The organism is Klebsiella sp. 54 (assembly GCF_018223875.1).
In the GTDB taxonomy this organism is placed as follows: domain Bacteria; phylum Pseudomonadota; class Gammaproteobacteria; order Enterobacterales; family Enterobacteriaceae; genus Klebsiella; species Klebsiella quasipneumoniae.
The window spans coordinates 555,698-575,773 of record NZ_JAGRRA010000002.1 but is presented as its reverse complement, the minus strand read 5'-3'; the positions used below and the strand labels follow the sequence as shown (position 1 = coordinate 575,773).

17 protein-coding genes are annotated in these 20,076 nt (G+C 58.6%); 2 read left to right on the top strand and 15 right to left on the bottom strand.

The annotated features are described in order from the left end of the window. Nucleotides 1-356: 356 nt before the first annotated feature. From sucD to sdhC, 8 genes are all read right to left on the bottom strand, one after another. Nucleotides 357-1,226, bottom strand: a complete 870-nt coding sequence (sucD, locus tag KHQ24_RS04395) for a succinate--CoA ligase subunit alpha (protein ID WP_004885990.1) — start codon at nucleotides 1,224-1,226, stop codon at nucleotides 357-359. Next, nucleotides 1,226-2,392, bottom strand: coding sequence for an ADP-forming succinate--CoA ligase subunit beta (sucC, locus tag KHQ24_RS04390; RefSeq protein WP_002895039.1), 1,167 nt, complete (start codon nucleotides 2,390-2,392; stop codon nucleotides 1,226-1,228). Before sucC ends, sucD begins: the two co-directional genes overlap by 1 nt. A gap of 103 nt (nucleotides 2,393-2,495) precedes the next feature. Beyond that, nucleotides 2,496-3,722 (bottom strand): 2-oxoglutarate dehydrogenase complex dihydrolipoyllysine-residue succinyltransferase, encoded by a 1,227-nt coding sequence (gene odhB, locus KHQ24_RS04385; RefSeq protein ID WP_004142209.1) that lies wholly within the window; start codon nucleotides 3,720-3,722, stop codon nucleotides 2,496-2,498. Nucleotides 3,723-3,736: 14 nt separating this feature from the next. Then, complete coding sequence (gene sucA / locus KHQ24_RS04380; protein WP_004147623.1) at nucleotides 3,737-6,544, bottom strand: 2-oxoglutarate dehydrogenase E1 component; 2,808 nt, start codon at nucleotides 6,542-6,544, stop codon at nucleotides 3,737-3,739. Nucleotides 6,545-6,984: 440 nt separating this feature from the next. Continuing rightward, on the bottom strand, nucleotides 6,985-7,701 hold the full coding sequence (sdhB, locus tag KHQ24_RS04375; protein WP_002894954.1) for a succinate dehydrogenase iron-sulfur subunit SdhB: 717 nt from the start codon (nucleotides 7,699-7,701) through the stop codon (nucleotides 6,985-6,987). A 15-nt stretch (nucleotides 7,702-7,716) separates the two neighbouring features. Beyond that, nucleotides 7,717-9,483 (bottom strand): succinate dehydrogenase flavoprotein subunit, encoded by a 1,767-nt coding sequence (gene sdhA, locus KHQ24_RS04370; RefSeq protein ID WP_004179067.1) that lies wholly within the window; start codon nucleotides 9,481-9,483, stop codon nucleotides 7,717-7,719. Beyond that, nucleotides 9,483-9,830: a succinate dehydrogenase membrane anchor subunit gene (gene sdhD, locus KHQ24_RS04365; RefSeq protein WP_002894949.1), complete on the bottom strand. Its 348-nt coding sequence runs from the start codon at nucleotides 9,828-9,830 to the stop codon at nucleotides 9,483-9,485. The genes sdhA and sdhD overlap by 1 nt, the downstream gene beginning before the upstream one ends. After that, nucleotides 9,824-10,228 carry a succinate dehydrogenase cytochrome b556 subunit gene (gene sdhC / locus KHQ24_RS04360; RefSeq protein ID WP_004142216.1) on the bottom strand — a complete coding sequence of 135 codons (405 nt, stop codon included), beginning with the start codon at nucleotides 10,226-10,228 and terminating at the stop codon, nucleotides 9,824-9,826. The genes sdhD and sdhC overlap by 7 nt, the downstream gene beginning before the upstream one ends. 640 nt (nucleotides 10,229-10,868) lie before the next feature. On the opposite strand from sdhC, the gene gltA reads away from it, so the two are divergent. After that, nucleotides 10,869-12,152, top strand: coding sequence for a citrate synthase (gltA, locus tag KHQ24_RS04355; RefSeq protein WP_004885983.1), 1,284 nt, complete (start codon nucleotides 10,869-10,871; stop codon nucleotides 12,150-12,152). Between the two features lie 89 nt (nucleotides 12,153-12,241). Here gltA and nei read toward each other — a convergent pair whose 3' ends face one another. The 6 genes from nei to KHQ24_RS04325 are packed head-to-tail and all read right to left on the bottom strand — an operon-like array spanning nucleotide 12,242 to nucleotide 16,805. Beyond that, nucleotides 12,242-13,033: an endonuclease VIII gene (nei, locus tag KHQ24_RS04350; protein WP_064183010.1), complete on the bottom strand. Its 792-nt coding sequence runs from the start codon at nucleotides 13,031-13,033 to the stop codon at nucleotides 12,242-12,244. A 15-nt stretch (nucleotides 13,034-13,048) separates the two neighbouring features. Next, nucleotides 13,049-13,693 (bottom strand): pyroglutamyl-peptidase I, encoded by a 645-nt coding sequence (gene pcp / locus KHQ24_RS04345; RefSeq protein ID WP_004885979.1) that lies wholly within the window; start codon nucleotides 13,691-13,693, stop codon nucleotides 13,049-13,051. Between the two features lie 29 nt (nucleotides 13,694-13,722). After that, complete coding sequence (pxpA, locus tag KHQ24_RS04340) at nucleotides 13,723-14,475, bottom strand: 5-oxoprolinase subunit PxpA (RefSeq protein WP_064178080.1); 753 nt, start codon at nucleotides 14,473-14,475, stop codon at nucleotides 13,723-13,725. Further along, the gene (gene pxpC / locus KHQ24_RS04335; RefSeq protein WP_004885976.1) at nucleotides 14,465-15,397 is read right to left on the bottom strand and encodes a 5-oxoprolinase subunit PxpC; all 933 of its coding nucleotides are present in this window, start codon (nucleotides 15,395-15,397) and stop codon (nucleotides 14,465-14,467) included. Before pxpC ends, pxpA begins: the two co-directional genes overlap by 11 nt. Beyond that, on the bottom strand, nucleotides 15,391-16,047 hold the full coding sequence (gene pxpB / locus KHQ24_RS04330; protein WP_017901415.1) for a 5-oxoprolinase subunit PxpB: 657 nt from the start codon (nucleotides 16,045-16,047) through the stop codon (nucleotides 15,391-15,393). Before pxpB ends, pxpC begins: the two co-directional genes overlap by 7 nt. Nucleotides 16,048-16,061: 14 nt before the next feature. After that, the gene (locus tag KHQ24_RS04325) at nucleotides 16,062-16,805 is read right to left on the bottom strand and encodes a type 2 GTP cyclohydrolase I (protein WP_004885970.1); all 744 of its coding nucleotides are present in this window, start codon (nucleotides 16,803-16,805) and stop codon (nucleotides 16,062-16,064) included. Between the two features lie 267 nt (nucleotides 16,806-17,072). Between KHQ24_RS04325 and dtpD the strand changes: the two genes are divergently transcribed. Next, nucleotides 17,073-18,551, top strand: coding sequence for a dipeptide permease DtpD (gene dtpD / locus KHQ24_RS04320; RefSeq protein WP_064178079.1), 1,479 nt, complete (start codon nucleotides 17,073-17,075; stop codon nucleotides 18,549-18,551). On the opposite strand, the gene phrB is transcribed toward dtpD, so the two are convergent. Next, nucleotides 18,523-19,965, bottom strand: coding sequence for a deoxyribodipyrimidine photo-lyase (gene phrB, locus KHQ24_RS04315; RefSeq protein ID WP_211777135.1), 1,443 nt, complete (start codon nucleotides 19,963-19,965; stop codon nucleotides 18,523-18,525). The genes dtpD and phrB overlap by 29 nt on opposite strands. Nucleotides 19,966-20,076 lie beyond the last annotated feature (111 nt).

Sequence of the window (20,076 nt, the reverse complement as noted above, 5' to 3'; positions counted from 1 at the left end):
TATTATTTAACGCCGCAGGAAAAAAAAGAAAAAAAAGAGCCGATCCGATTAATGCTAGACCGCTCACAGTATTTTTTCCTGTTTTCTTATCCCCTCCCCCACTCTTTTTTTAGTGTCTGTTTTGCTTCCCTCCGGTACGGCCAGGGCATATTTTCCTTTCCGACAACCGCACGTCGAGAATATTTATGAAATAATTTTTAAAATCAATATGATAGATAAGGTTTTCGCCAAACGCGGGGTTTGCTGGCTCAGCGGCTTTCGGGAGAAGCGGATAACGGCCAAAAAAAAGGCCACCTGACGGTGGCCAACCATGTCGAAATCGGACAGATTTCTGCTTGCGGACAAGCAGAGAGGGTTTACTTGATGATCGCTTTCAGCGCTTCGCCGATATCGGCCAGGCTGCGAACGGTTTTCACACCGGCTGCTTCCAGGGCTGCGAATTTCTCATCAGCAGTACCTTTACCGCCAGCGATGATGGCGCCCGCATGGCCCATACGCTTGCCTTTCGGCGCGGTCACGCCCGCGATGTAGCCGACAACCGGCTTGGTCACGTGCTCTTTGATGTAGGCAGCCGCTTCTTCTTCCGCGCTGCCGCCGATCTCACCGATCATGACGATCGCTTCGGTCTGCGGGTCTTCCTGGAACAGCTTCAGGATATCGATGAAGTTAGAGCCCGGGATCGGGTCGCCGCCGATACCGACGCAGGTAGACTGGCCGAAGCCGTAGTCGGTGGTTTGCTTAACCGCTTCATAGGTCAGGGTACCGGAACGGGAAACGATGCCCACTTTACCCGGCTTGTGAATGTGACCCGGCATGATGCCGATTTTGCATTCGCCCGGGGTGATCACGCCTGGGCAGTTCGGGCCGATCATGCGCACGCCCGCTTCGTCCAGTTTCACTTTCACGGTCAGCATATCCAGGGTCGGGATACCTTCGGTGATGGTGATGATAAGCTTAATGCCCGCGTCAATCGCTTCCAGAATGGAATCTTTGCAGAACGGCGCCGGAACGTAGATCACGGTCGCGGTAGCGCCGGTCGCTTCAACGGCTTCGCGCACGGTGTTGAACACCGGCAGGCCCAGGTGCGTGGTGCCGCCTTTGCCTGGCGTCACGCCGCCAACCATTTGCGTACCGTAAGCGATCGCTTGTTCAGAGTGGAAGGTCCCCTGGCTACCGGTGAAGCCCTGGCAGATAACCTTGGTATCTTTATTAATTAAAACTGACATTATTTCCCCTCCACTGCGGCAACAACCTGCTGTGCTGCGTCCGTCAGACTTTTCGCTGCAATAATATTCAGGCCGCTGTCAGCCAGTTTTTTCGCGCCCAGTTCGGCGTTGTTACCTTCCAGACGAACCACCACCGGAACGTTAACCCCAACTTCCGCTACCGCACCGATGATACCGTCAGCGATCAGGTCGCAGCGTACGATACCGCCGAAGATGTTAACCAGCACCGCTTTCACGTTGTCATCAGAGAGGATGATTTTGAACGCTTCGGTGACGCGCTCTTTGGTGGCGCCGCCGCCCACGTCGAGGAAGTTAGCCGGTTCGCCGCCGTGCAGTTTAACGATGTCCATGGTACCCATCGCCAGGCCCGCGCCGTTAACCATGCAACCAATGTTGCCGTCCAGCGCGACGTAGTTCAGTTCCCACTGCGCAGCCTGCGCTTCACGCGGATCTTCCTGAGACTGGTCGCGCATTTCGCGCAGATCCGGCTGGCGGAACAGTGCGTTGCCGTCAGCACCCAGTTTGCCGTCCAGGCAGATCAGGTCGCCCTGCTTGGTGATCACCAGCGGGTTAATTTCGATCAGCGCCAGGTCGCGCTCCAGGAAAATGGTCGCCAGGCCCATGAAAATCTTAGTGAACTGCTGAACCTGCTTACCTTCCAGGCCCAGTTTGAACGCCAGTTCACGGCCCTGGTAAGGCATCGGGCCAGCCAGCGGATCGATGGCGATCTTGTGGATCAGGTGCGGGGTCTCTTCCGCCACTTTTTCGATTTCCACGCCGCCTTCAGTAGAGGCCATGAACACCACGCGACGGGAACTACGGTCAACGACCGCGCCCAGGTACAGCTCTTTGTCAATATCGGTCGCCGCTTCAACCAGGATCTGGTTAACCGGCTGGCCATTCGCATCTGTTTGATAGGTCACCAGACGTTTGCCCAGCCAGTGCTCGGCAAATGCGCGGATCTCTTCTTTGCTCTTCACCACTTTCACACCGCCCGCTTTGCCGCGGCCACCAGCGTGAACCTGACATTTCACTACCCACGGACCCGCGCCGATTTTTGAAGCGGCTTCTTCTGCTTCACGCGGAGTAGTACAGGCATAACCCACCGGCGCCGGTAAGCCATAGCGGGCAAAAAGTTGTTTTGCCTGATATTCATGTAAGTTCATGTGTTCAGTCCATCCTTCAGGGTGTAATTATCTTTAAACCTGTAGGCCTGATAACGGCGCTAACGCGTGTTATCCGGCCTACGGTAGGTAATACGCTTGCTGACTACACGTCCAGCAGCAGACGGGTCGGATCTTCCAGCAGCTCTTTAATCGCCACCAGGAAGCCTACCGACTCACGTCCGTCGATCAGACGGTGGTCGTAGGAGAGCGCCAGGTACATCATCGGCAGTATCTCTACCTTGCCATTCACCGCCATCGGGCGGTCTTTAATGGCATGCATACCCAAGATGGCGCTCTGCGGTGGGTTGATGATCGGCGTGGACATCAGGGAGCCGAACACGCCGCCGTTGGTAATGGTGAAGTTACCGCCGGTCAGGTCATCTACGGTCAGCTTGCCGTCGCGGCCTTTCACTGCCAGCTCTTTAATATTCTTTTCGATATCCGCCATGCCCAGCAGGTCGACGTCACGCAGAACCGGGGTGACCAGGCCGCGCGGAGTGGATACGGCCATGCTGACGTCGAAGTAGTTGTGGTACACCACGTCGTCGCCATCGATGGAAGCGTTCACTTCCGGATAGCGTTTCAGCGCTTCCACTACCGCTTTCACGTAGAAGGACATAAAGCCCAGGCGGATGCCATGACGTTTTTCGAACGCCTCACCGTACTGCTTACGCAGATCCATGATGGGCTTCATGTTGACTTCGTTAAAGGTCGTCAGCATGGCGGTAGAGTTTTTCGCTTCCAGCAGACGTTCGGCTACGCGTTTACGCAGGCGGGTCATCGGGACGCGTTTTTCCGAACGGTGGCCCAGCTGCGGCGCCGGCGCGGCTGCCGGGGCGGCGGCTGGCGCTTTGGCTTCTGCCGGCGCCGGGGCTTTCGCCAGATGTTTCTCAACGTCTTCGCGGGTCAGACGGCCGCCGACGCCAGTGCCTTTGATGGCCGCTGGGTCAAGGTTGTGTTCAGCCAGCAGACGACGGATCGCCGGGCTCAGCGCGTCGTTGTTCTGCTCTTCCAGAGAGGCCTGCTGACGCTGCGCCGGCGTGGACGCCTTCGCATCGGCTTTTTCGCTGCTTTCTTTACCTGCGCTGTTACCTTCGCGCAGGCGGCCAAGGATCTGGCGAGACAGGACGGTAGCGCCCTCGTCTTCCAGCACTGCATCCAGAATGCCGTCCGCTGATGCCGGTACTTCCAGTACCACTTTGTCAGTTTCGATTTCGACCAGGACTTCGTCACGGACGACCGCGTCGCCCGGTTTTTTGTGCCAGGTGGCGACGGTTGCGTCAGCTACGGACTCAGGCAGGTCGGGAACCAGAATATCTACGCTACTCATTGTGTATCCTTTAATTAATCGACGTTCAGCGCGTCATTGACCAGATCTTGTTGCTGTTTCTGGTGAACGGACATATACCCTACCGCCGGAGAGGCGGAGGCCGGGCGGCCTGCATAACGCAGAGAGGCCCCAAACGGAATCACTTCACGGAAGTGATGCTGGCTGCAGTACCATGCGCCCTGGTTGAGCGGCTCTTCCTGGCACCAGACAAAATCATGCACGTGCGCATACGCTTTCAGCGCTTCCTGCACCGCCTGATGCGGGAACGGATAGAGCTGCTCGATACGAACGATAGCGACATCTTTTTGCTCGTTTTTGCGGCGCTGTTCCAGCAGGTCGTAGTAAACCTTACCAGAGCACAGCACAACGCGCTTCACAGCCTGCGGATCAAGTTGATCGATTTCACCGATGGCCGGCAGGAAAGTGCCGTTCGCCAGCTCATCCATGCTGGAGACTGCCAGCGGATGACGCAGCAGCGACTTCGGCGACATCACCACCAGCGGACGACGCATACCGCGCAGCGCCTGACGACGCAGCATGTGGTACACCTGCGCCGGTGTGGACGGTACGCAGACCTGCATGTTCTGCTCAGCGCACAGCTGCAGATAACGCTCCAGACGCGCGGAGGAGTGCTCCGGACCCTGGCCTTCATAGCCGTGCGGCAGGAGCATCACCAGGCCGCACATCCGGCCCCACTTCTGCTCACCGGAGGAGATGAACTGGTCGATCACCACCTGCGCGCCGTTGGCGAAGTCGCCAAACTGCGCTTCCCAGATGGTCAGGGTGCGCGGCTCAGCGGTGGCGTAACCATATTCAAACGCCAGTACGGCTTCTTCAGACAGCACCGAGTCCCAAACGCGGAACTGGCCCTGACCGTTATGGACATGCTGCAGCGGGGTGTAAGTTGAACCATTGGTCTGGTTATGGATCACCGCATGACGATGGAAGAAGGTGCCGCGACCGGAGTCTTCCCCGGACAGACGCACCGGAATACCTTCGTCAACCAGCGTGGCGTAGGCCAGGTTTTCGGCGCCGCCCCAGTCGAACAGCTTCTCACCTGCCGCCATCGCCTGGCGGTCGGCGTAAATTTTCGCTACGCGGGACTGCATTTCGATACCTTCCGGCACCGTGCTGATGCGTTTCGCCAGCTCCTGCAGACGCTTCGGCTCCACTTTATCCGGATAGCTCTCGTCCCACTCATGATTGAGGTACGGCGACCAGGTAAAGGAGTGCATGTTCATCGGACGCCATTCCTGCACCACGCATTCGCCGGCATCCAGCGCATCGCGGTAGAGGTTAACCTGCTCGGTCGCGTCTTCCAGAGTCGCCACCTTCTCCTGCTCCAGCTTGTCAGCATAGATTTTGCGCGGGGTCGGGTGCTTTTTGATCTTCTGATACATCAGCGGCTGAGTTGCGCTCGGCTCATCGGCTTCGTTATGGCCGTGACGGCGGTAGCACACCAGATCGATGAAAACATCGCGTTTGAAGGTATTGCGGAAATCCAGCGCCAGACGAGTGACGAACGCGACCGCTTCCGGATCGTCGGCATTGACGTGGAAAATCGGCGCCTGCACCATTTTACCGATGTCGGTGCAGTACGGGGTCGAACGCGCATCCAGCGGGTTAGAGGTCGTGAAGCCCACCTGGTTGTTGATAACGATGCGCACGGTACCGCCCACTTCGTAACCGCGGGCTTTCGACATGTTCAGGGTTTCCTGAACCACGCCCTGACCGGTGACGGCGGCGTCGCCGTGGATAGTGATCGGCAGAACCTTGTTGCTGCTCGGCTCGTCCAGACGATCCAGACGGGCGCGTACGGAACCGATAACCACCGGGCTGACGATCTCGAGGTGCGACGGGTTAAACGCCAGCGCCAGGTGCACCAGACCGCCTTCGGTTTCCATATCGGATGAGAAGCCCATGTGGTACTTCACATCGCCGGTACCGAGATGTTCTTTATGTTTGCCGGCGAACTCGTCGAACAGATCCTGCGGTTTTTTACCCAGCACGTTGACCAGCACGTTGAGACGACCGCGGTGCGCCATGCCCAGCACCACTTCGCGGGTGCCGCTCTTGCCCGCATGGCGGATCATCTCTTTGAGCATCGGGATCAGGGCATCGCCACCCTCCAGCGAGAAGCGCTTCGCCCCCGGGAATTTGGCGCCGAGGTAGCGCTCCAGGCCTTCCGCGGCGGTCAGTTCGCTGAGGAAGCGTTTTTTCTCTTCCGCGGTAAAGCTCGCTTTGCCAGCTACCGATTCAATGCGCTGCTGGATCCAGCGTTTTTCTTCGGTAGAGGTGATATGCATGTATTCCGCGCCGATGGAGCCGCAGTAGGTTTGCTTGAGGGCGGCAATCAACTCGCCCAGCTTCATCGTGTCTTTACCGATGGCAAATGAACCTACGTTATAGCTTTCCTGGAAATCGGCCTCGGTCAGATCGTGGTAGGCCGGATCGAGATCCGCCACTCTCTCTTGCTTCCACAGCCCCAGCGGATCGAGATTCGCATGCTGGTGGCCACGGAAACGGTATGCGTTGATGAGCTGCAGGACTTTAACCTGCTTCACATTGGTGTCTGGGTCGGAAATCGAAGAAGTGTAACGTGAGGCATCCTTCGCCAGTCGACGGAAATAATCACGCGTTTTGGAATGAAATTGATCCGGTTTAACTCCGGTGCCAGGTAACTGCTGGAACATTGAACGCCAGTTGGCGTCAACAGAGTCAGGATCGGTTAAGAAGTCTTCATAGAGCTGTTCTATCCAGCTCTGGTTCGAACCAGAGAGGTAAGAAGAGTCCAGCCAGGCTTTCATTGCGCCGTTCTGCATCGTGATCCCTTAAGCATTCATATGCTTATTTCGCCGTAGAAACTACCACGCACACCGAGTGCACGTGCCGGGGTTCACTTGTTGCGGACGAGTTGTGGTTTCTATCCGCTAAGGAACCTTTAAAAACTGCCATTAATCTTCGGCGTTCAGGCTGCGGTTGCGTTAGCTGCCTTCACTTACCCCGGTCACATAGTTCGCTATGCTCCCGGGGATGCGTTCAGTTGCCGCCTTACCTCGCACTGAACGCCTTGATTACTGGTACATCTTGTGGCGGTTTTTAAAGATTTCCTGCTATCCCTTCATACTTCAAGTTACATGTACGTTGTCCTGTAACTCGAATTATTTAGGGTATTCATTTCCCGGTAGCACAAACGCTACCGGGGTTACTGCTTTTGGTAGCCCGGATAAGCGGTAGCGCCATCCGGGACACACCGGGTTTCTTACGCGCTGCGCTGCAGCAGCATCGACTTAATATGGCCGATGGCGCGCGTCGGGTTCAGCCCCTTCGGACACACACTGACGCAGTTCATAATGCTGTGACAGCGGAATACGCTGAAAGCATCGCTCAGGCCGTCCAGACGCTCGCTGGTTTCGGTATCGCGACTGTCGATCAGGAAGCGATACGCGGCCAACAGGCCAGCCGGGCCGATGAACTTATCCGGGTTCCACCAGAACGACGGGCACGAGGTCGAACAACATGCGCAGAGAATACACTCGTACAGACCATCGAGTTTCTCACGCTGCTCAGGCATCTGCAGATGCTCGCGAGCCGGAGGATTTTGCCCATTATTCAACAAGTAAGGCTTAATCTTCTCATATTGTGCATAGAATTGCCCCATGTCCACCACCAAATCACGGATAACCGGTAATCCAGGCAGCGGACGGATAACAATCTTCTTGCCCGGCTGATTCAGCGCGGAGATCGGCGTGATGCACGCCAGACCGTTTTTCCCGTTCATATTCAGGCCATCGGAACCACAAACCCCTTCACGGCAGGAGCGGCGGAACGACAGCGACGGATCTTTTTCTTTCAGCTGGATCAGCGCATCCAGCAGCATCATGTCACGACCTTCTTCCGCTTCGAGGGTGTAATCCTGCATGTGCGGAGCGTCATCAACATCCGGGTTATAGCGATAAATTGAAAACTCGAGTTTCATTTTCCTGTCTCCGCATTAGTAAGTACGAATCTTCGGCGGGAATGCCGGACGCAGTTTCGGTTCCATGTTGACGCTACGACGCGTCATGGATTCCGACTCTGGCAGATACAGGGAATGGCACAGCCAGTTTTCATCATCACGATCCGGGAAGTCGAAGCGGCTGTGGGCGCCACGGCTCTCGGTACGGAAGTTAGCGGATACGGCGGTCGCGTACGCGGTTTCCATCAGGTTATCCAGCTCCAGGCACTCAACGCGCTGGGTGTTGAACTCGCTGGAGGTATCGTCGAGACGGGCGTTTTTCAGGCGCTCGCGGATCACTTTCAGCTGTTCCAGACCTTTGTGCATCGCATCGCCTTCGCGGAACACCGAGAAGTTATGCTGCATACATTCCTGCAGCGCTTTGCGGATCGCCACCGGATCTTCACCGGAACGGGTGTTGTTCCAGCGGTTGAGGCGGTCCAGCGAGCCTTCGATATCGGATTCGCTGGCGTCGCGCAGCGTGCCCTGCTCGGCGATGGATTCCTGCAGATGCAGGCCCGCCGCGCGGCCGAAGACCACCAGGTCGAGCAGCGAGTTGCCGCCAAGACGGTTAGCGCCGTGGACCGATACGCAGGCGATTTCGCCTACCGCGAACAGGCCCGGGATCACCACGTCTTCGCCCTTCTCATTGACGGTCAGCGCCTGGCCGGTCACTTTGGTCGGAATACCGCCCATCATGTAGTGGCAGGTTGGGATAACCGGGATCGGCTCTTTCACCGGATCGACGTGAGCAAAGGTACGGGACAGCTCGAGGATACCCGGCAGACGAGATTCCAGAACCTCTTTACCCAGGTGATCCAGCTTCAATTTCGCGTGCGGGCCCCACGGGCCATCGCAGCCGCGACCTTCGCGGATTTCGATCATGATGGAACGCGCCACCACGTCACGACCCGCCAGGTCTTTGGCGTTCGGGGCATAACGCTCCATAAAGCGTTCGCCGTGTTTATTGAGCAGATAACCGCCTTCGCCGCGGCAACCTTCGGTGACCAGAACCCCTGCCCCGGCGATGCCGGTCGGGTGGAACTGCCACATTTCCATATCCTGCACCGGCACGCCGGCACGGATGGCCATCCCGACGCCGTCACCGGTGTTGATGTGGGCGTTGGTGGTGGACTGATAAATACGGCCTGCGCCGCCGGTCGCCAGCACGGTGGCGCGGGCTTTAAAGTAGACCACTTCGCCGGTCTCGATGCACAGGGCAGTACAACCCACCACCGCGCCGTCCTGGTTTTTCACCAGATCGAGGGCATACCATTCGGAGAAAATAGTGGTGTGGTTTTTGAGGTTCTGCTGGTACAGGGTGTGCAGCAGGGCGTGGCCGGTACGGTCAGCCGCCGCCGCGGTGCGCGCCGCCTGCTCGCCGCCGAAGTTCTTCGACTGGCCGCCGAACGGGCGCTGATAAATACGGCCGTCGTCAAGACGGGAGAACGGCAGGCCCATGTGCTCCAGCTCGAGAATCGCTTCCGGGCCGGTCTTACACATATATTCGATGGCGTCCTGGTCACCGATATAGTCCGACCCTTTTACGGTGTCGTACATATGCCATTCCCAGTTATCTTCATGGGAGTTACCGAGCGCGACGGTGATACCCCCCTGCGCTGACACGGTATGGGAACGGGTCGGGAAGACTTTAGAGAGCAGCGCACAGGTCTGTCCGCTCTGGGAAATTTGCAGCGCCGCGCGCATACCTGCGCCGCCGGCACCGATGACAACAGCATCAAACTCTCTGACTGGCAATTTCATTACACACCCCACACCACAACAAATCCATAAAGAACGTAAGCCACCAGCGCCACAACGATAGCCAGCTGCAGAACCAGGCGCAGAGCCAGTGGTTTAACGTAGTCCGTTAACACCTGCCACATCCCGATCCAGGCATGGATAAGAATGGAAACGAGAGCCAGCAGAGTGAAGACTTTAGTGAAGCCGGAGGCAAAGAATCCGGTCCACACTTCCCATGAGATCTCACCGGTGGTAGCGAAGAAGCCAACCATGTAGATGATGTAGAGGGTCAGAACGATGGCGGTAGCACGGACCAGAATAAAGTCATGTACGCCGTTGCGTCCCAGTGCTGAGGCGTTGCTTACCATACGAGGACTCCTGCGAGAAGTGAAAGCACGACAGTAATAACAAAAGAAATCTTGGCGGAACGTTTCCCTGCTTCGAGGGTTTCGTCCAGGTAACCAAAGTCCATCATCAGATGGCGGATACCGACAACGACGTGATAGGCCAGCGCGGTGAGAATGCCCCACATGATGAACTTCACAAAGAAGCTATCCATGATCGAGGCCGCCGTCAGAAAACCTTCAGGGGAGGAGAGGCTGGTGCCCAGCAGCCAAAGCAGAATTCCGACCGCCACGAAGGTGATGACACCGGAAACGCGATGGAGAATGGACGCTATCGCCGTGATTGGGAACCGTATCGTTTGTAGATCCAGATTGACAGGTCTTTGTTTTTTCACATTTCTTACCATGAATAACGCCCACATGCTGTTCTTATTGTTTCCTTCCTCCGGTCTGCTTGCGGGTCAGACAGCGTCCTTTCTATAACCAGAAGTCATGTTAAAACGTCTTTTCAGGCATTAAAACATCACTAAACAACGCTGGGTGGCTCGGGATTGCAGGGTGTTCCGGAGACCTGGCCGCAGTATAGGCCGTTCACAAAATCATTACAATTAACCTACATATAGTTTGTTGGGTTTTCTCCGGAACAGTGATCAAGGTCACGATAACAACATTTTTTTAATTTTTAATCACCTGATTTGACAAATATTAAACATTCTTGTTACAACCATTACCAGTTAAATGCAATAATGCTCAAAAGTTATGGGGTCACTCTTTCACCTGAGAATAAGTTATGTAACAGTGTGTCAGTATTGACCGATGTAATCAGGACAGTTATTAGTGGTATACAGGTTTTAATATTCGGACTGCTAAAACGCTGATTTGCTGTTGTTTCACCGCAGCCCTGAAGAACGTGCCATCAAGCGCCGTTGCTCTGTACCCTGCCCTTTTCGCTGACGCAGAGCTGTGTGCAACATAACAAACTGGTAACGTATACGGGCGCGGGCCGAAAGCAAATCCACCACCCGGCAGTCTTAAGCAATAAAGGCGCTAAGGAGACCATAAATGTCTGATGCTAAAGCAAAAATCACCCTGGGTGGTGACACTGCTATTGAACTGGATGTGCTAAAAGGCACGCTCGGTCAGGATGTTATTGATATTCGTAGTCTTGGTTCAAAAGGCGTATTTACCTTTGACCCAGGTTTCACATCTACCGCTTCCTGTGAATCTAAAATTACGTTTATCGATGGTGACGAGGGGATCCTGCTGCACCGCGGCTTCCCGATCGACCAGTTAGCGACCGAATCAAACTATCTTGAAGTTTGTTACATTCTGCTGAACGGTGAAAAACCAACCCAGGCCGAATATGACGAATTCAAAACCACCGTGACCCGTCACACCATGATCCATGAGCAGATCACCCGTCTGTTCCATGCGTTCCGTCGCGATTCTCACCCGATGGCCGTTATGTGCGGGATCACCGGCGCCCTGGCGGCGTTCTATCACGACTCCCTCGACGTGAATAACCCGCGTCACCGTGAAATCGCCGCCTATCGCCTGCTGTCCAAAATGCCGACCATGGCAGCTATGTGTTACAAGTATTCTATCGGCCAGCCGTTTGTTTATCCGCGCAACGACCTCTCCTACGCCGGCAACTTCCTGCGCATGATGTTCGCCACGCCGTGCGAAGAGTACGAAGTCAATCCGGTGCTCGAGCGCGCCATGGACCGTATTCTGATCCTGCACGCCGATCACGAGCAGAACGCCTCGACCTCGACGGTACGTACCGCGGGCTCTTCCGGCGCTAACCCGTTCGCCTGTATCGCAGCCGGCATCGCCTCTCTGTGGGGACCGGCGCACGGCGGCGCCAACGAAGCGGCGCTGAAAATGCTGGAAGAGATCAGCTCCGTTGAACACATTCCGGAATTTGTTCGTCGTGCGAAAGACAAGAATGACTCTTTCCGCCTGATGGGCTTCGGCCATCGTGTTTACAAAAACTACGACCCGCGCGCCACCGTGATGCGTGAAACCTGCCATGAAGTGCTGAAAGAGCTGGGCACCAAAGACGACCTGCTGCAGGTGGCCATGGAGCTGGAGCATATCGCGCTGAACGACCCGTACTTCATCGAGAAGAAGCTCTACCCGAACGTCGACTTCTACTCCGGTATCATCCTGAAAGCGATGGGTATTCCGTCCTCCATGTTTACCGTTATCTTCGCCATGGCGCGTACCGTGGGCTGGATTGCGCACTGGAACGAAATGCACAGCGACGGCATGAAGATCGCCCGTCCGCGTCAGCTGTACACCGGCTACGCCAAACGCGACTTCCAGTCCGACATCAAGCGTTAATCTCGCTGTCCGGATGATAAAAACGCGCCTGCTGGCGCGTTTTTTATGCCTGACGATGAAGCCTGGCGCTGACACTGTCTGCTGCCGGCTTAATGCTGGCAGTGCGGGCACCAGTAAAACGGCCGCGATGAGAGCATGGTCTTCTCAATCACGCCCCCGCAGCGCTCGCACTTTTCCCCATCGCGATGGAAGACCTTAAAGCGGAACAGCGCGCCGTGGTGCTTGTTGTTATCGGGCTGGCCGCGAGTGCGATAAGAAAGCCGCGGGATATCGAGTAGCGCGTGCGCCAGCGCATCCAGCTGTATTTCATTAAGCTCCGAGGCCTTATACCCCCCGGTCAGCCCCACCTGCCAGAGGATTTCCACCCGCAGATAGTTACCCAGACCGGCAAGAAAAGCCTGATCCAGCAGCAGGCCGGAAAACTGACGATTGCGGAATTTGGCCGACAGTAGTCGCGCTTTCACCTGCTCCGCGGTTAACGTCATATCCAGCACGTCCGGACCGACGCGCAGCAAGAACGGATGGTTGGCCTCCTGCTCCGCCGTGAGCATCTCAATGTCCGACGCGCTGTAGAGCAAAATCGCCTTGCTGGTCGTCTGTAGCCTGACGCGCAACACCCGGTTAGAGGCAGGCTGTTCGCCGGCCTCAACCACGCGCCAAACGCCGTACAGCTGATTATGGCTGTACAGGGTCAGGCCGCCGGAGAAGCGGGTCAGCAGGGCTTTGCCCCGGGTGTCGATATGGGTAACCCGCTGACCAATCAGTTCGGTTTGATAGGGTTGCAACCGGGGAAAAGCGAACCAGACGTCGGTTAAGGGTTCGTCTTTGATTGCTGCCTCCAGTGTATCCGCCGCGCGGCGGATCTCCGGACCTTCCGGCATACTGTCATCCTTTTGTTAGTGGGTGGCGCCGCCGCCCAGTTTACTATCCACCGGCTGGTGCAGGGCTACGGCTATGGCCGTCTCCAGCGCTTCCCGCACGGTGGCGGTCGCCATACTCGGCTCGCCGGGATGGGCCGCCGCCTGCGCCGGTAGCCATGGAATATGGATAAACCCGCCCCTTACCTCATTCTGTCCCTGCAGCTTGTGCAGCAGACCGTACATGACGTGATTGCAGACGAAGGTGCCGGCGGTTTGCGACACCGAGGCCGGGATCCCGCGATCGCGCAGCGCGCTGACGATCGCTTTGATCGGCAAGGTGCTGAACCACGCGGCCGGCCCGCCGTCGACGATCGGCGTGTCGATGGGTTGCTGGCCTTTGTTATCGGGGATACGCGCATCATCGACGTTAATCGCCACACGTTCGACGCTGATATCGACCCGGCCGCCGGCCTGTCCCACCGCGATAACCAGCTTCGGCTGCAGGTCTTCAATCGCCGCGTCCAGCGCCGACAGCGCCTCGCCAAACACGCAGGGAAGCTGCCTGGCGATCACCGGCTGACCAGCAATCATTGTACCGTCAAGCTGCTGCACCACTTCCCAGGAAGGGTTCACCGTCTCGCCGTCAAAGGGTTCAAAACCGGTGAGTAATACGCCCGCCATCGTCTTCTCCTTCGCGGTCCTTCAGATTGTCATATCTCAGCCTCTGGCTGAGCGCTGACCATAATATGGCGCCCGGCGAACGCCGCCCGCAAACGGCGGGCAAATTCGAGGGCATGCGGACCATCGCCATGCAGACATACCGTCTGCGCCACCACGTTCGCCCATTCGCCGCTGACGCTACGCACCCGGTGGTGTTGCACCATTTCGAGGGTTTGCGCCAGGGCCTGCTCTTCGCTGTCAATCAGCGCGCCGGGCTCGGTGCGCGGCACCAGGCTGCCGTCGGCCAGATAACCGCGATCGGCAAACACCTCCTGACGCGTCGTCAAGCCATAGCGTTGCCCGGCGCGGATCAGTTCGCTGCCCGCCAGACCCACCAGCACCAGCTGCGGGTTAACATCGCGGACCGCGCGGGCGATCGCGTCGGCCAGCGGCGGCGATTTGGCCGCCTGGTTGTAGAGCATGCCGTGCGGCTTTACGTGCTGCAACTCGCCGCCCTGAGCCTGAACGATCGCCGCCAGAGCGCCAATCTGATACAGCGTCTGGGCATAGACCGTTTCCGGCGGCAGATCCATCGCCGTGCGGCCAAAATTTTCCTGGTCGGGATATCCCGGATGGGCGCCCACTGCCACGCCGTACTTCAGCGCCTCGCGCACGCTCTGCACCATCAGCCCGGCGTCGCCGGCGTGAAAACCACAGGCGATATTCGCCGACGACACCAGCTGGAGCAGCGCGCTATCGTTCGCCCCGCCTTCCCCGAGATCGGCATTGAGATCAATCATCATCGTGGAGTCTCCAGGCCAGTTGTTCAAGATAACGCTGACGATCGGCCCGCGCCTTCAGCGCCTCCTCCAGCGAGCAGGCCACGAAATGGATCGGCTGCCCCAGTGGGATCTGCGCCAGCTGGTACATATCGGCATCGATGATGCAGGCGATCCGCGGATAGCCGCCGGTGGTTTGCGCGTCGTTCATCAGCACAATGGGCTGGCCGTTGTGCGGCACCTGCACCACGCCCGGCAGCAGGCCGTGCGACAGCATTTCGCGATCGGTGGTGCGTTTCAGCGGCTGCCCCTGCAGGCGGTACCCCATGCGGTTACTCTGCGGACTGAGCTTCCAGGGGGCGCGCCAGAATGACGCCTGCGAGGCCGCGTCAAATTCGTGGTACTCCGGCCCGGGCAGCGCACGAATGCGGTTGCCCAGCGGCAGCTGCTTGACGCCGCGCGGGGTGGTGAAGCGGCGGGCGGCTTTCCCGAGCTTCAGCTTGTCGCCGTCCTGCAGGCGGCGTCCTTCCAGACCGCCAATCCCCGCCTTGAGATCCGTGCAGCGCGAGCCAAGGACCTCGGGTACCGCAATCCCGCCCGCCACCGCCAGATAGCTGCGAATGCCATGCTGCGGCGTTTTCAGCACCAGCCGCTGCCCGGGCCGGTAGGCGGTGCGCCAGCCCACCCAGACCGCTTTACCGTCCAGCGTCGCTTCGCAGGCGGCGCCGGTCAGCGCAAACCAGCCGCTGCGGGCAAATTCGATCTCCACCTGGCCGAGGGTAATCTCCAGCCCGGCGGCATTCGCCTCGTTGCCAACCAGCAGATTGGCAATCACCAGCGAGGGATAATCCAGAGCGCCGCAGCGGCTGATGCCAGACTGGCGCAGGCCTTCTCGTCCACCGTCCTGTACCGAGGTGTACAGGCCGGCGCGGATCAGAGTCAACATACCCCCTCCTTTTGCGGCACAAAGCGAATTTTATCGCCCACGCGCAGCAGCGCAGGCTCCTTCCGCGACGGGTCGAACAGCGTTAGCGAGGTCCGCCCCAGCAGCTGCCAGCCGCCGGGCGTCGCCAGCGGATAGATCCCGGTTTGCGCGCCGCCGATACCCACCGACCCGGCCGGGACGTGCACGCGCGGTTCGGCGCGACGCGGCGTCGCCAGCGCAGCTGGCAACCCGCCCAGGTAGGGAAATCCCGGCTGAAAACCAATAAACCAGACCAGATACTCCACCGAGGCGTGCAGCTCCACGACCTGCTTTTCACTGAGGCCGCTGTGCTGCGCCACCACCCCGAGATCCGGTCCGGCCTCGCCGCCGTAGACGACCGGAATGGTCAGCGAGCGCGACTCCGGCTCGATCGCGAGGCTCTCCTCCCACCAGCGCTGCAGACGGTCTATCGCCTCCCACGCCACCTCCTGCGGGCGGCGGAGCACCACAGTGATATTGTTCATGCCGGGAATGGCGTCAATCACTTCCTCATGGTTCGCCAGACGCTGGGCTAAGCCCCAGATCCGCTGCTGGCTCTCAAGGGTGACCGGCGGCTCCAGCTCCAGCACGACGGCCGTTTCTCCTAACAGATAACAACGCGCTCGCTGCACTTTTCTCTCTCCCGTCAGGCAGGGTTGGGAATATCAATAAAGGTGACGTCCAGGTCAGTGGTTTCCGTCAGCCATTCGCTGAGGGCGCGAATACCGCCCCGCTCGGTGGCGTGGTGGCCGGCGGCATAAAAATGCAGGCCCTGCTCGCGGGCGGAATGGATGGTTTGTTCCGACACCTCGCCGGTGATAAACGCGTCCACGCCAAAGCGCGCCGCGGCGTCGATAAAGCTCTGGCCGCCGCCGGTACACCAGGCGACGCGGCTGACGGTGTCCGGCCCGGTATCGCCGCACCACAGCGGCTTACGCCCCAGCCGCGCTTCAATCCATGAGGCCAGTTCAAGGCCGGAAACCGGCATCGACAGTTCGCCCCAGGGCACCAGCGGTTCGATTTCCCCCAGCACGTTAATCCCCAACAGATGCGCCAGTTGCGCGTTATTGCCCAGCTCGGGATGGGCATCCAGCGGCAGGTGCCAGCCGTAGAGATTGATATCATTGGCCAGCAGGGTTTTCAGGCGCCGGCGCTTCATACCGCGGATCACTGGCGATTCGTTTTTCCAGAAATAGCCGTGATGGACAATCACCGCATCCGCCTGAAGACGAACGGCCTCATCCAGCAGCGCCTGGCTGGCCGTCACTCCGGTGACGATCTTGTGCACCGTGTCGCGCCCTTCCACCTGCAGACCGTTAGGGGCGAAGTCACTGATGGCTGCACTATTGAGCTTGTCGTTTATCAGTTGTTCCAGTTCGCTATTTTTCATCGCCACTCCAGCAGATAATCAGGGTATACAAAGGCATAACATAACCAGATCCATTCGGGTCGTCGATAGTCCGCCTCCGACACTGACGATGACTTTTTACCGAATAGCGCAATTTGTCTATTCACCCCGCCGCGCATTCGTGTATATTTATGCACTAATAAAGCATATTAAATAATCAGAAAGCCCCTCAAGCCATGAATATGACTAATTAAACGCTATTCATGCAGAACGATCGACTTTCGCTTTAGGCCAGGAAACACACTTCTCATGAAGACAACATCATCGCAACCGCGGGCGATTTACTACGTCGTGGCGCTGCAAATCTGGGAATATTTTAGCTTCTACGGCATGCGCGCCCTGCTGATCCTCTATCTCACCAATCAGCTCAAATATGACGATAACCACGCTTACGCCCTGTTCAGCGCCTACTGTTCGCTGGTCTATGTGACGCCGATCCTCGGCGGCTATCTGGCCGATAAGCTGTTAGGCAACCGGATGGCGGTCATGCTCGGCGCGCTGCTGATGGCCATTGGCCATCTGGTGCTCGGGGCCAGCGAAACCGCCCCGGCCTTCCTCTACCTGTCGCTGGCGATCATCGTCTGCGGCTACGGGTTGTTTAAATCCAACGTCAGCTGTCTGCTGGGCGAACTGTACGAACCCGCCGATCCGCGTCGCGATGGCGGCTTCTCGCTGATGTATGCCGCGGGCAATATCGGCTCGATCATCGCGCCCATCGCCTGCGGCTACGTTCAGGAGGAGTATAGCTGGGCGATGGGCTTTGCCCTGGCGGCCATCGGCATGGTGGCGGGACTGGTGATCTTCCTCTGCGGCAACCGTCATTTCCAGCATACCGCCGGTGTGAACCGCCAGGCGCTGTGCACCCGCCGCTTCCTGCTGCCGAACTGGGGCTGGCTGCTGGTGCTGCTGGTCATCGCGCCGCTGCTGATTGCCGCGCTGTTCTGGCAGGAGTGGTCGGTGTATGCCCTGATCGTGGCCACGGCCATTGGCCTCGCGGTGCTGGCGCGGATCTACCTGCGTGCCGAGACCGATAAACAGCGCAAGGATCTGCGCCTGATCGTCGTCCTGACCGCCTTCAGCCTGCTGTTCTGGGCCTTCGCCCAACAGGGCGGCAGCTCCATCAGCCTGTATATTGACCGCTTCGTTAACCGCCATATCATGAGCTACGAAGTCCCTACCGCTATGTTCCAGTCGATCAATGCCTTTGCGGTGATGCTCTGCGGCATGGTGCTGGCGTGGCTGGTGAAAGAGAGCGTCGGCGGTAACCGCACCGTGCGCATCTGGGGGAAATTTGCCCTCGGTCTGGGCCTGATGAGCGCCGGGTTCTGCATTTTGACCCTCAGCGCCCGCTGGTCGGCGGCCTATGGCCAGTCGTCCATGCCGCTGATGGTGCTGGGGCTGGCGGTGATGGGTTTTGCCGAACTGTTTATCGACCCGGTCGCGATGTCGCAAATCACCCGCATTGAGATCCCGGGGGTGACCGGGGTGCTGACCGGCATCTATATGCTGCTCTCCGGGGCCATCGCCAACTATCTGGCCGGCGTTATCGCCGACCAGACCTCGCAGGCGTCATTCGACGTCGCCGGGGCGGTGAACTATTCCATTGACGCCTACATCAACGTCTTCAGCCAGATCACCTGGGGCGCGCTGGCCTGCGTCGGCGTAGTGCTGGTTATCTGGCTGTATCACTCGCTGAAGGTCAGGACCCGCCGTCTGGCGGTGGAATAATCCCCTTTCTGGCGGCCTCCCAGGCCGCCAGCGTCTCCTGCCGCGCCTGCTTGTGATCGACTATAGGGCGCGGATAATCCAGCGTCACCCCCTGTTTATCCGCCCACACCCACGGCTGATGCAGCGCCTTCTCCGGCACCTTTGCCAGCTCCGGCAGCCAGCGACGTATAAACACCCCCTGCTTATCAAACTTCTCGCCCTGGGTGGTGGGATTAAATATGCGGAAATAGGGCGCGGCGTCGGTGCCCGTCGAAGCCGCCCATTGCCAGCCGCCGTTGTTCGCCGCCAGGTCGCCGTCAATCAGCTGGCTCATGAAATAGCGCTCCCCTGCCCGCCAGTCGAGGCGCAGATCTTTGGTCAGGAAGCTGGCGACAATCATGCGCAACCGGTTATGCATCCAGCCGGTGGCGTTAAGCTGGCGCATGGCGGCATCGACAATCGGAAAGCCGGTCTCCCCGCGCTGCCAGGCCTGCAGGGCGCCATCCTCTTCGCGCCAGGCGACCTTATCGGTCCAGGCGACAAACGGCCGACCTTTACAGAGTTTCGGATAGTAGACCATCAGATAGCGGTAAAACTCGCGCCAGATCAGCTCATTAAGCCAGGTGGCGCCTGCCCCGCCATCCAGTGCGGCGGGGTGTTCCGTCAGCAGCCGATGCAGGCACTGGCGCGGCGACAGCACCCCGATGGCCAGGCAGGGCGACAGGCGACTGGTCCCTTCCACGGCCGGGAAGTCGCGCTGCCCCTCATAATCCGCCGCCGGTTGCTGACAAAACGCGCGCAGCCGCGCCAGCGCCGTTTTTTCATCCGCGGCAAACAGCAGCCCATCGAACGGCGTTTGCGGATAGTTAAGCTCCGGCACCGGCGGCGCCAGGCGAGCGGGCGCCTGGCGCGGCTTTGGCGCGGCCACGCACGCCGGCAATCCTTCCCGCAGCCGTCGAATAAACGCGTTCTTAAACGGGGTGAAGACTTTATACATTTCGCCGCCGCCGGTCAGTACGCTGCCGGGCGGCAACAGGACGCTGTCGTCAAATCCCTGGCAAATCACTTCGCTCAAGGAGCTCTCAACGGCGGCATCGCGCTGGCGTTCATTGAATTCGTACTGATAGTTGTAGAACAGGTGACTGACCTGGTGCTGCTGGCAGAAATGGGCCAGCCGCTCGACGCTGGCGCTAAAATCGTCCGCCTCTTCTACCCACAGCGGTATGCCCCGCTCCGCCAGCGCGGCGTGCAGACTGCGCAAATGGCTGGCGATAAAAGCGGCCTGCCGCGGGGCCAGGTGATGTTCGCGCCACTGCCCCGGGGTGGCAATATACAGCGCCAGCACCTGCGCCTGCGGATCGCGGCAGGCGGCGGCCAGCGCCAGGTTATCGTGAATGCGTAAATCCGTGCGTAACCAGACCAGATGGGTGGCCATATCACTCCTCACTCTCCGTCAGCAAAACTCATCTTATGATCTAAGCCGGCAAAAATAGCGCGCCCAGGCAAAATAAGCACCTGCCAATTCCGCTGCGGCGCCTGAAAACGA

Excerpts from the sequence above, each read along its gene's own strand:
- KHQ24_RS04325 (WP_004885970.1), bottom strand. The coding sequence starts at position 16,805 with ATGAAAAATAGCGAACTGGAACAACTGATAAACGACAAGCTCAATAGT.
- sucA (WP_004147623.1), bottom strand. The coding sequence starts at position 6,544 with ATGCAGAACGGCGCAATGAAAGCCTGGCTGGACTCTTCTTACCTCTCT.
- odhB (WP_004142209.1), bottom strand. The coding sequence starts at position 3,722 with ATGAGTAGCGTAGATATTCTGGTTCCCGACCTGCCTGAGTCCGTAGCT.
- phrB (WP_211777135.1), bottom strand. The coding sequence starts at position 19,965 with ATGGCCACCCATCTGGTCTGGTTACGCACGGATTTACGCATTCACGAT.
- sucD (WP_004885990.1), bottom strand. The coding sequence starts at position 1,226 with ATGTCAGTTTTAATTAATAAAGATACCAAGGTTATCTGCCAGGGCTTC.
- sdhB (WP_002894954.1), bottom strand. The coding sequence starts at position 7,701 with ATGAAACTCGAGTTTTCAATTTATCGCTATAACCCGGATGTTGATGAC.
- sdhD (WP_002894949.1), bottom strand. The coding sequence starts at position 9,830 with ATGGTAAGCAACGCCTCAGCACTGGGACGCAACGGCGTACATGACTTT.
- dtpD (WP_064178079.1), top strand. The coding sequence starts at position 17,073 with ATGAAGACAACATCATCGCAACCGCGGGCGATTTACTACGTCGTGGCG.
- gltA (WP_004885983.1), top strand. The coding sequence starts at position 10,869 with ATGTCTGATGCTAAAGCAAAAATCACCCTGGGTGGTGACACTGCTATT.
- sdhC (WP_004142216.1), bottom strand. The coding sequence starts at position 10,228 with ATGTGGGCGTTATTCATGGTAAGAAATGTGAAAAAACAAAGACCTGTC.
- sdhA (WP_004179067.1), bottom strand. The coding sequence starts at position 9,483 with ATGAAATTGCCAGTCAGAGAGTTTGATGCTGTTGTCATCGGTGCCGGC.
- pxpC (WP_004885976.1), bottom strand. The coding sequence starts at position 15,397 with ATGTTGACTCTGATCCGCGCCGGCCTGTACACCTCGGTACAGGACGGT.
- nei (WP_064183010.1), bottom strand. The coding sequence starts at position 13,033 with ATGCCGGAAGGTCCGGAGATCCGCCGCGCGGCGGATACACTGGAGGCA.
- pcp (WP_004885979.1), bottom strand. The coding sequence starts at position 13,693 with ATGGCGGGCGTATTACTCACCGGTTTTGAACCCTTTGACGGCGAGACG.
- sucC (WP_002895039.1), bottom strand. The coding sequence starts at position 2,392 with ATGAACTTACATGAATATCAGGCAAAACAACTTTTTGCCCGCTATGGC.
- pxpA (WP_064178080.1), bottom strand. The coding sequence starts at position 14,475 with ATGATGATTGATCTCAATGCCGATCTCGGGGAAGGCGGGGCGAACGAT.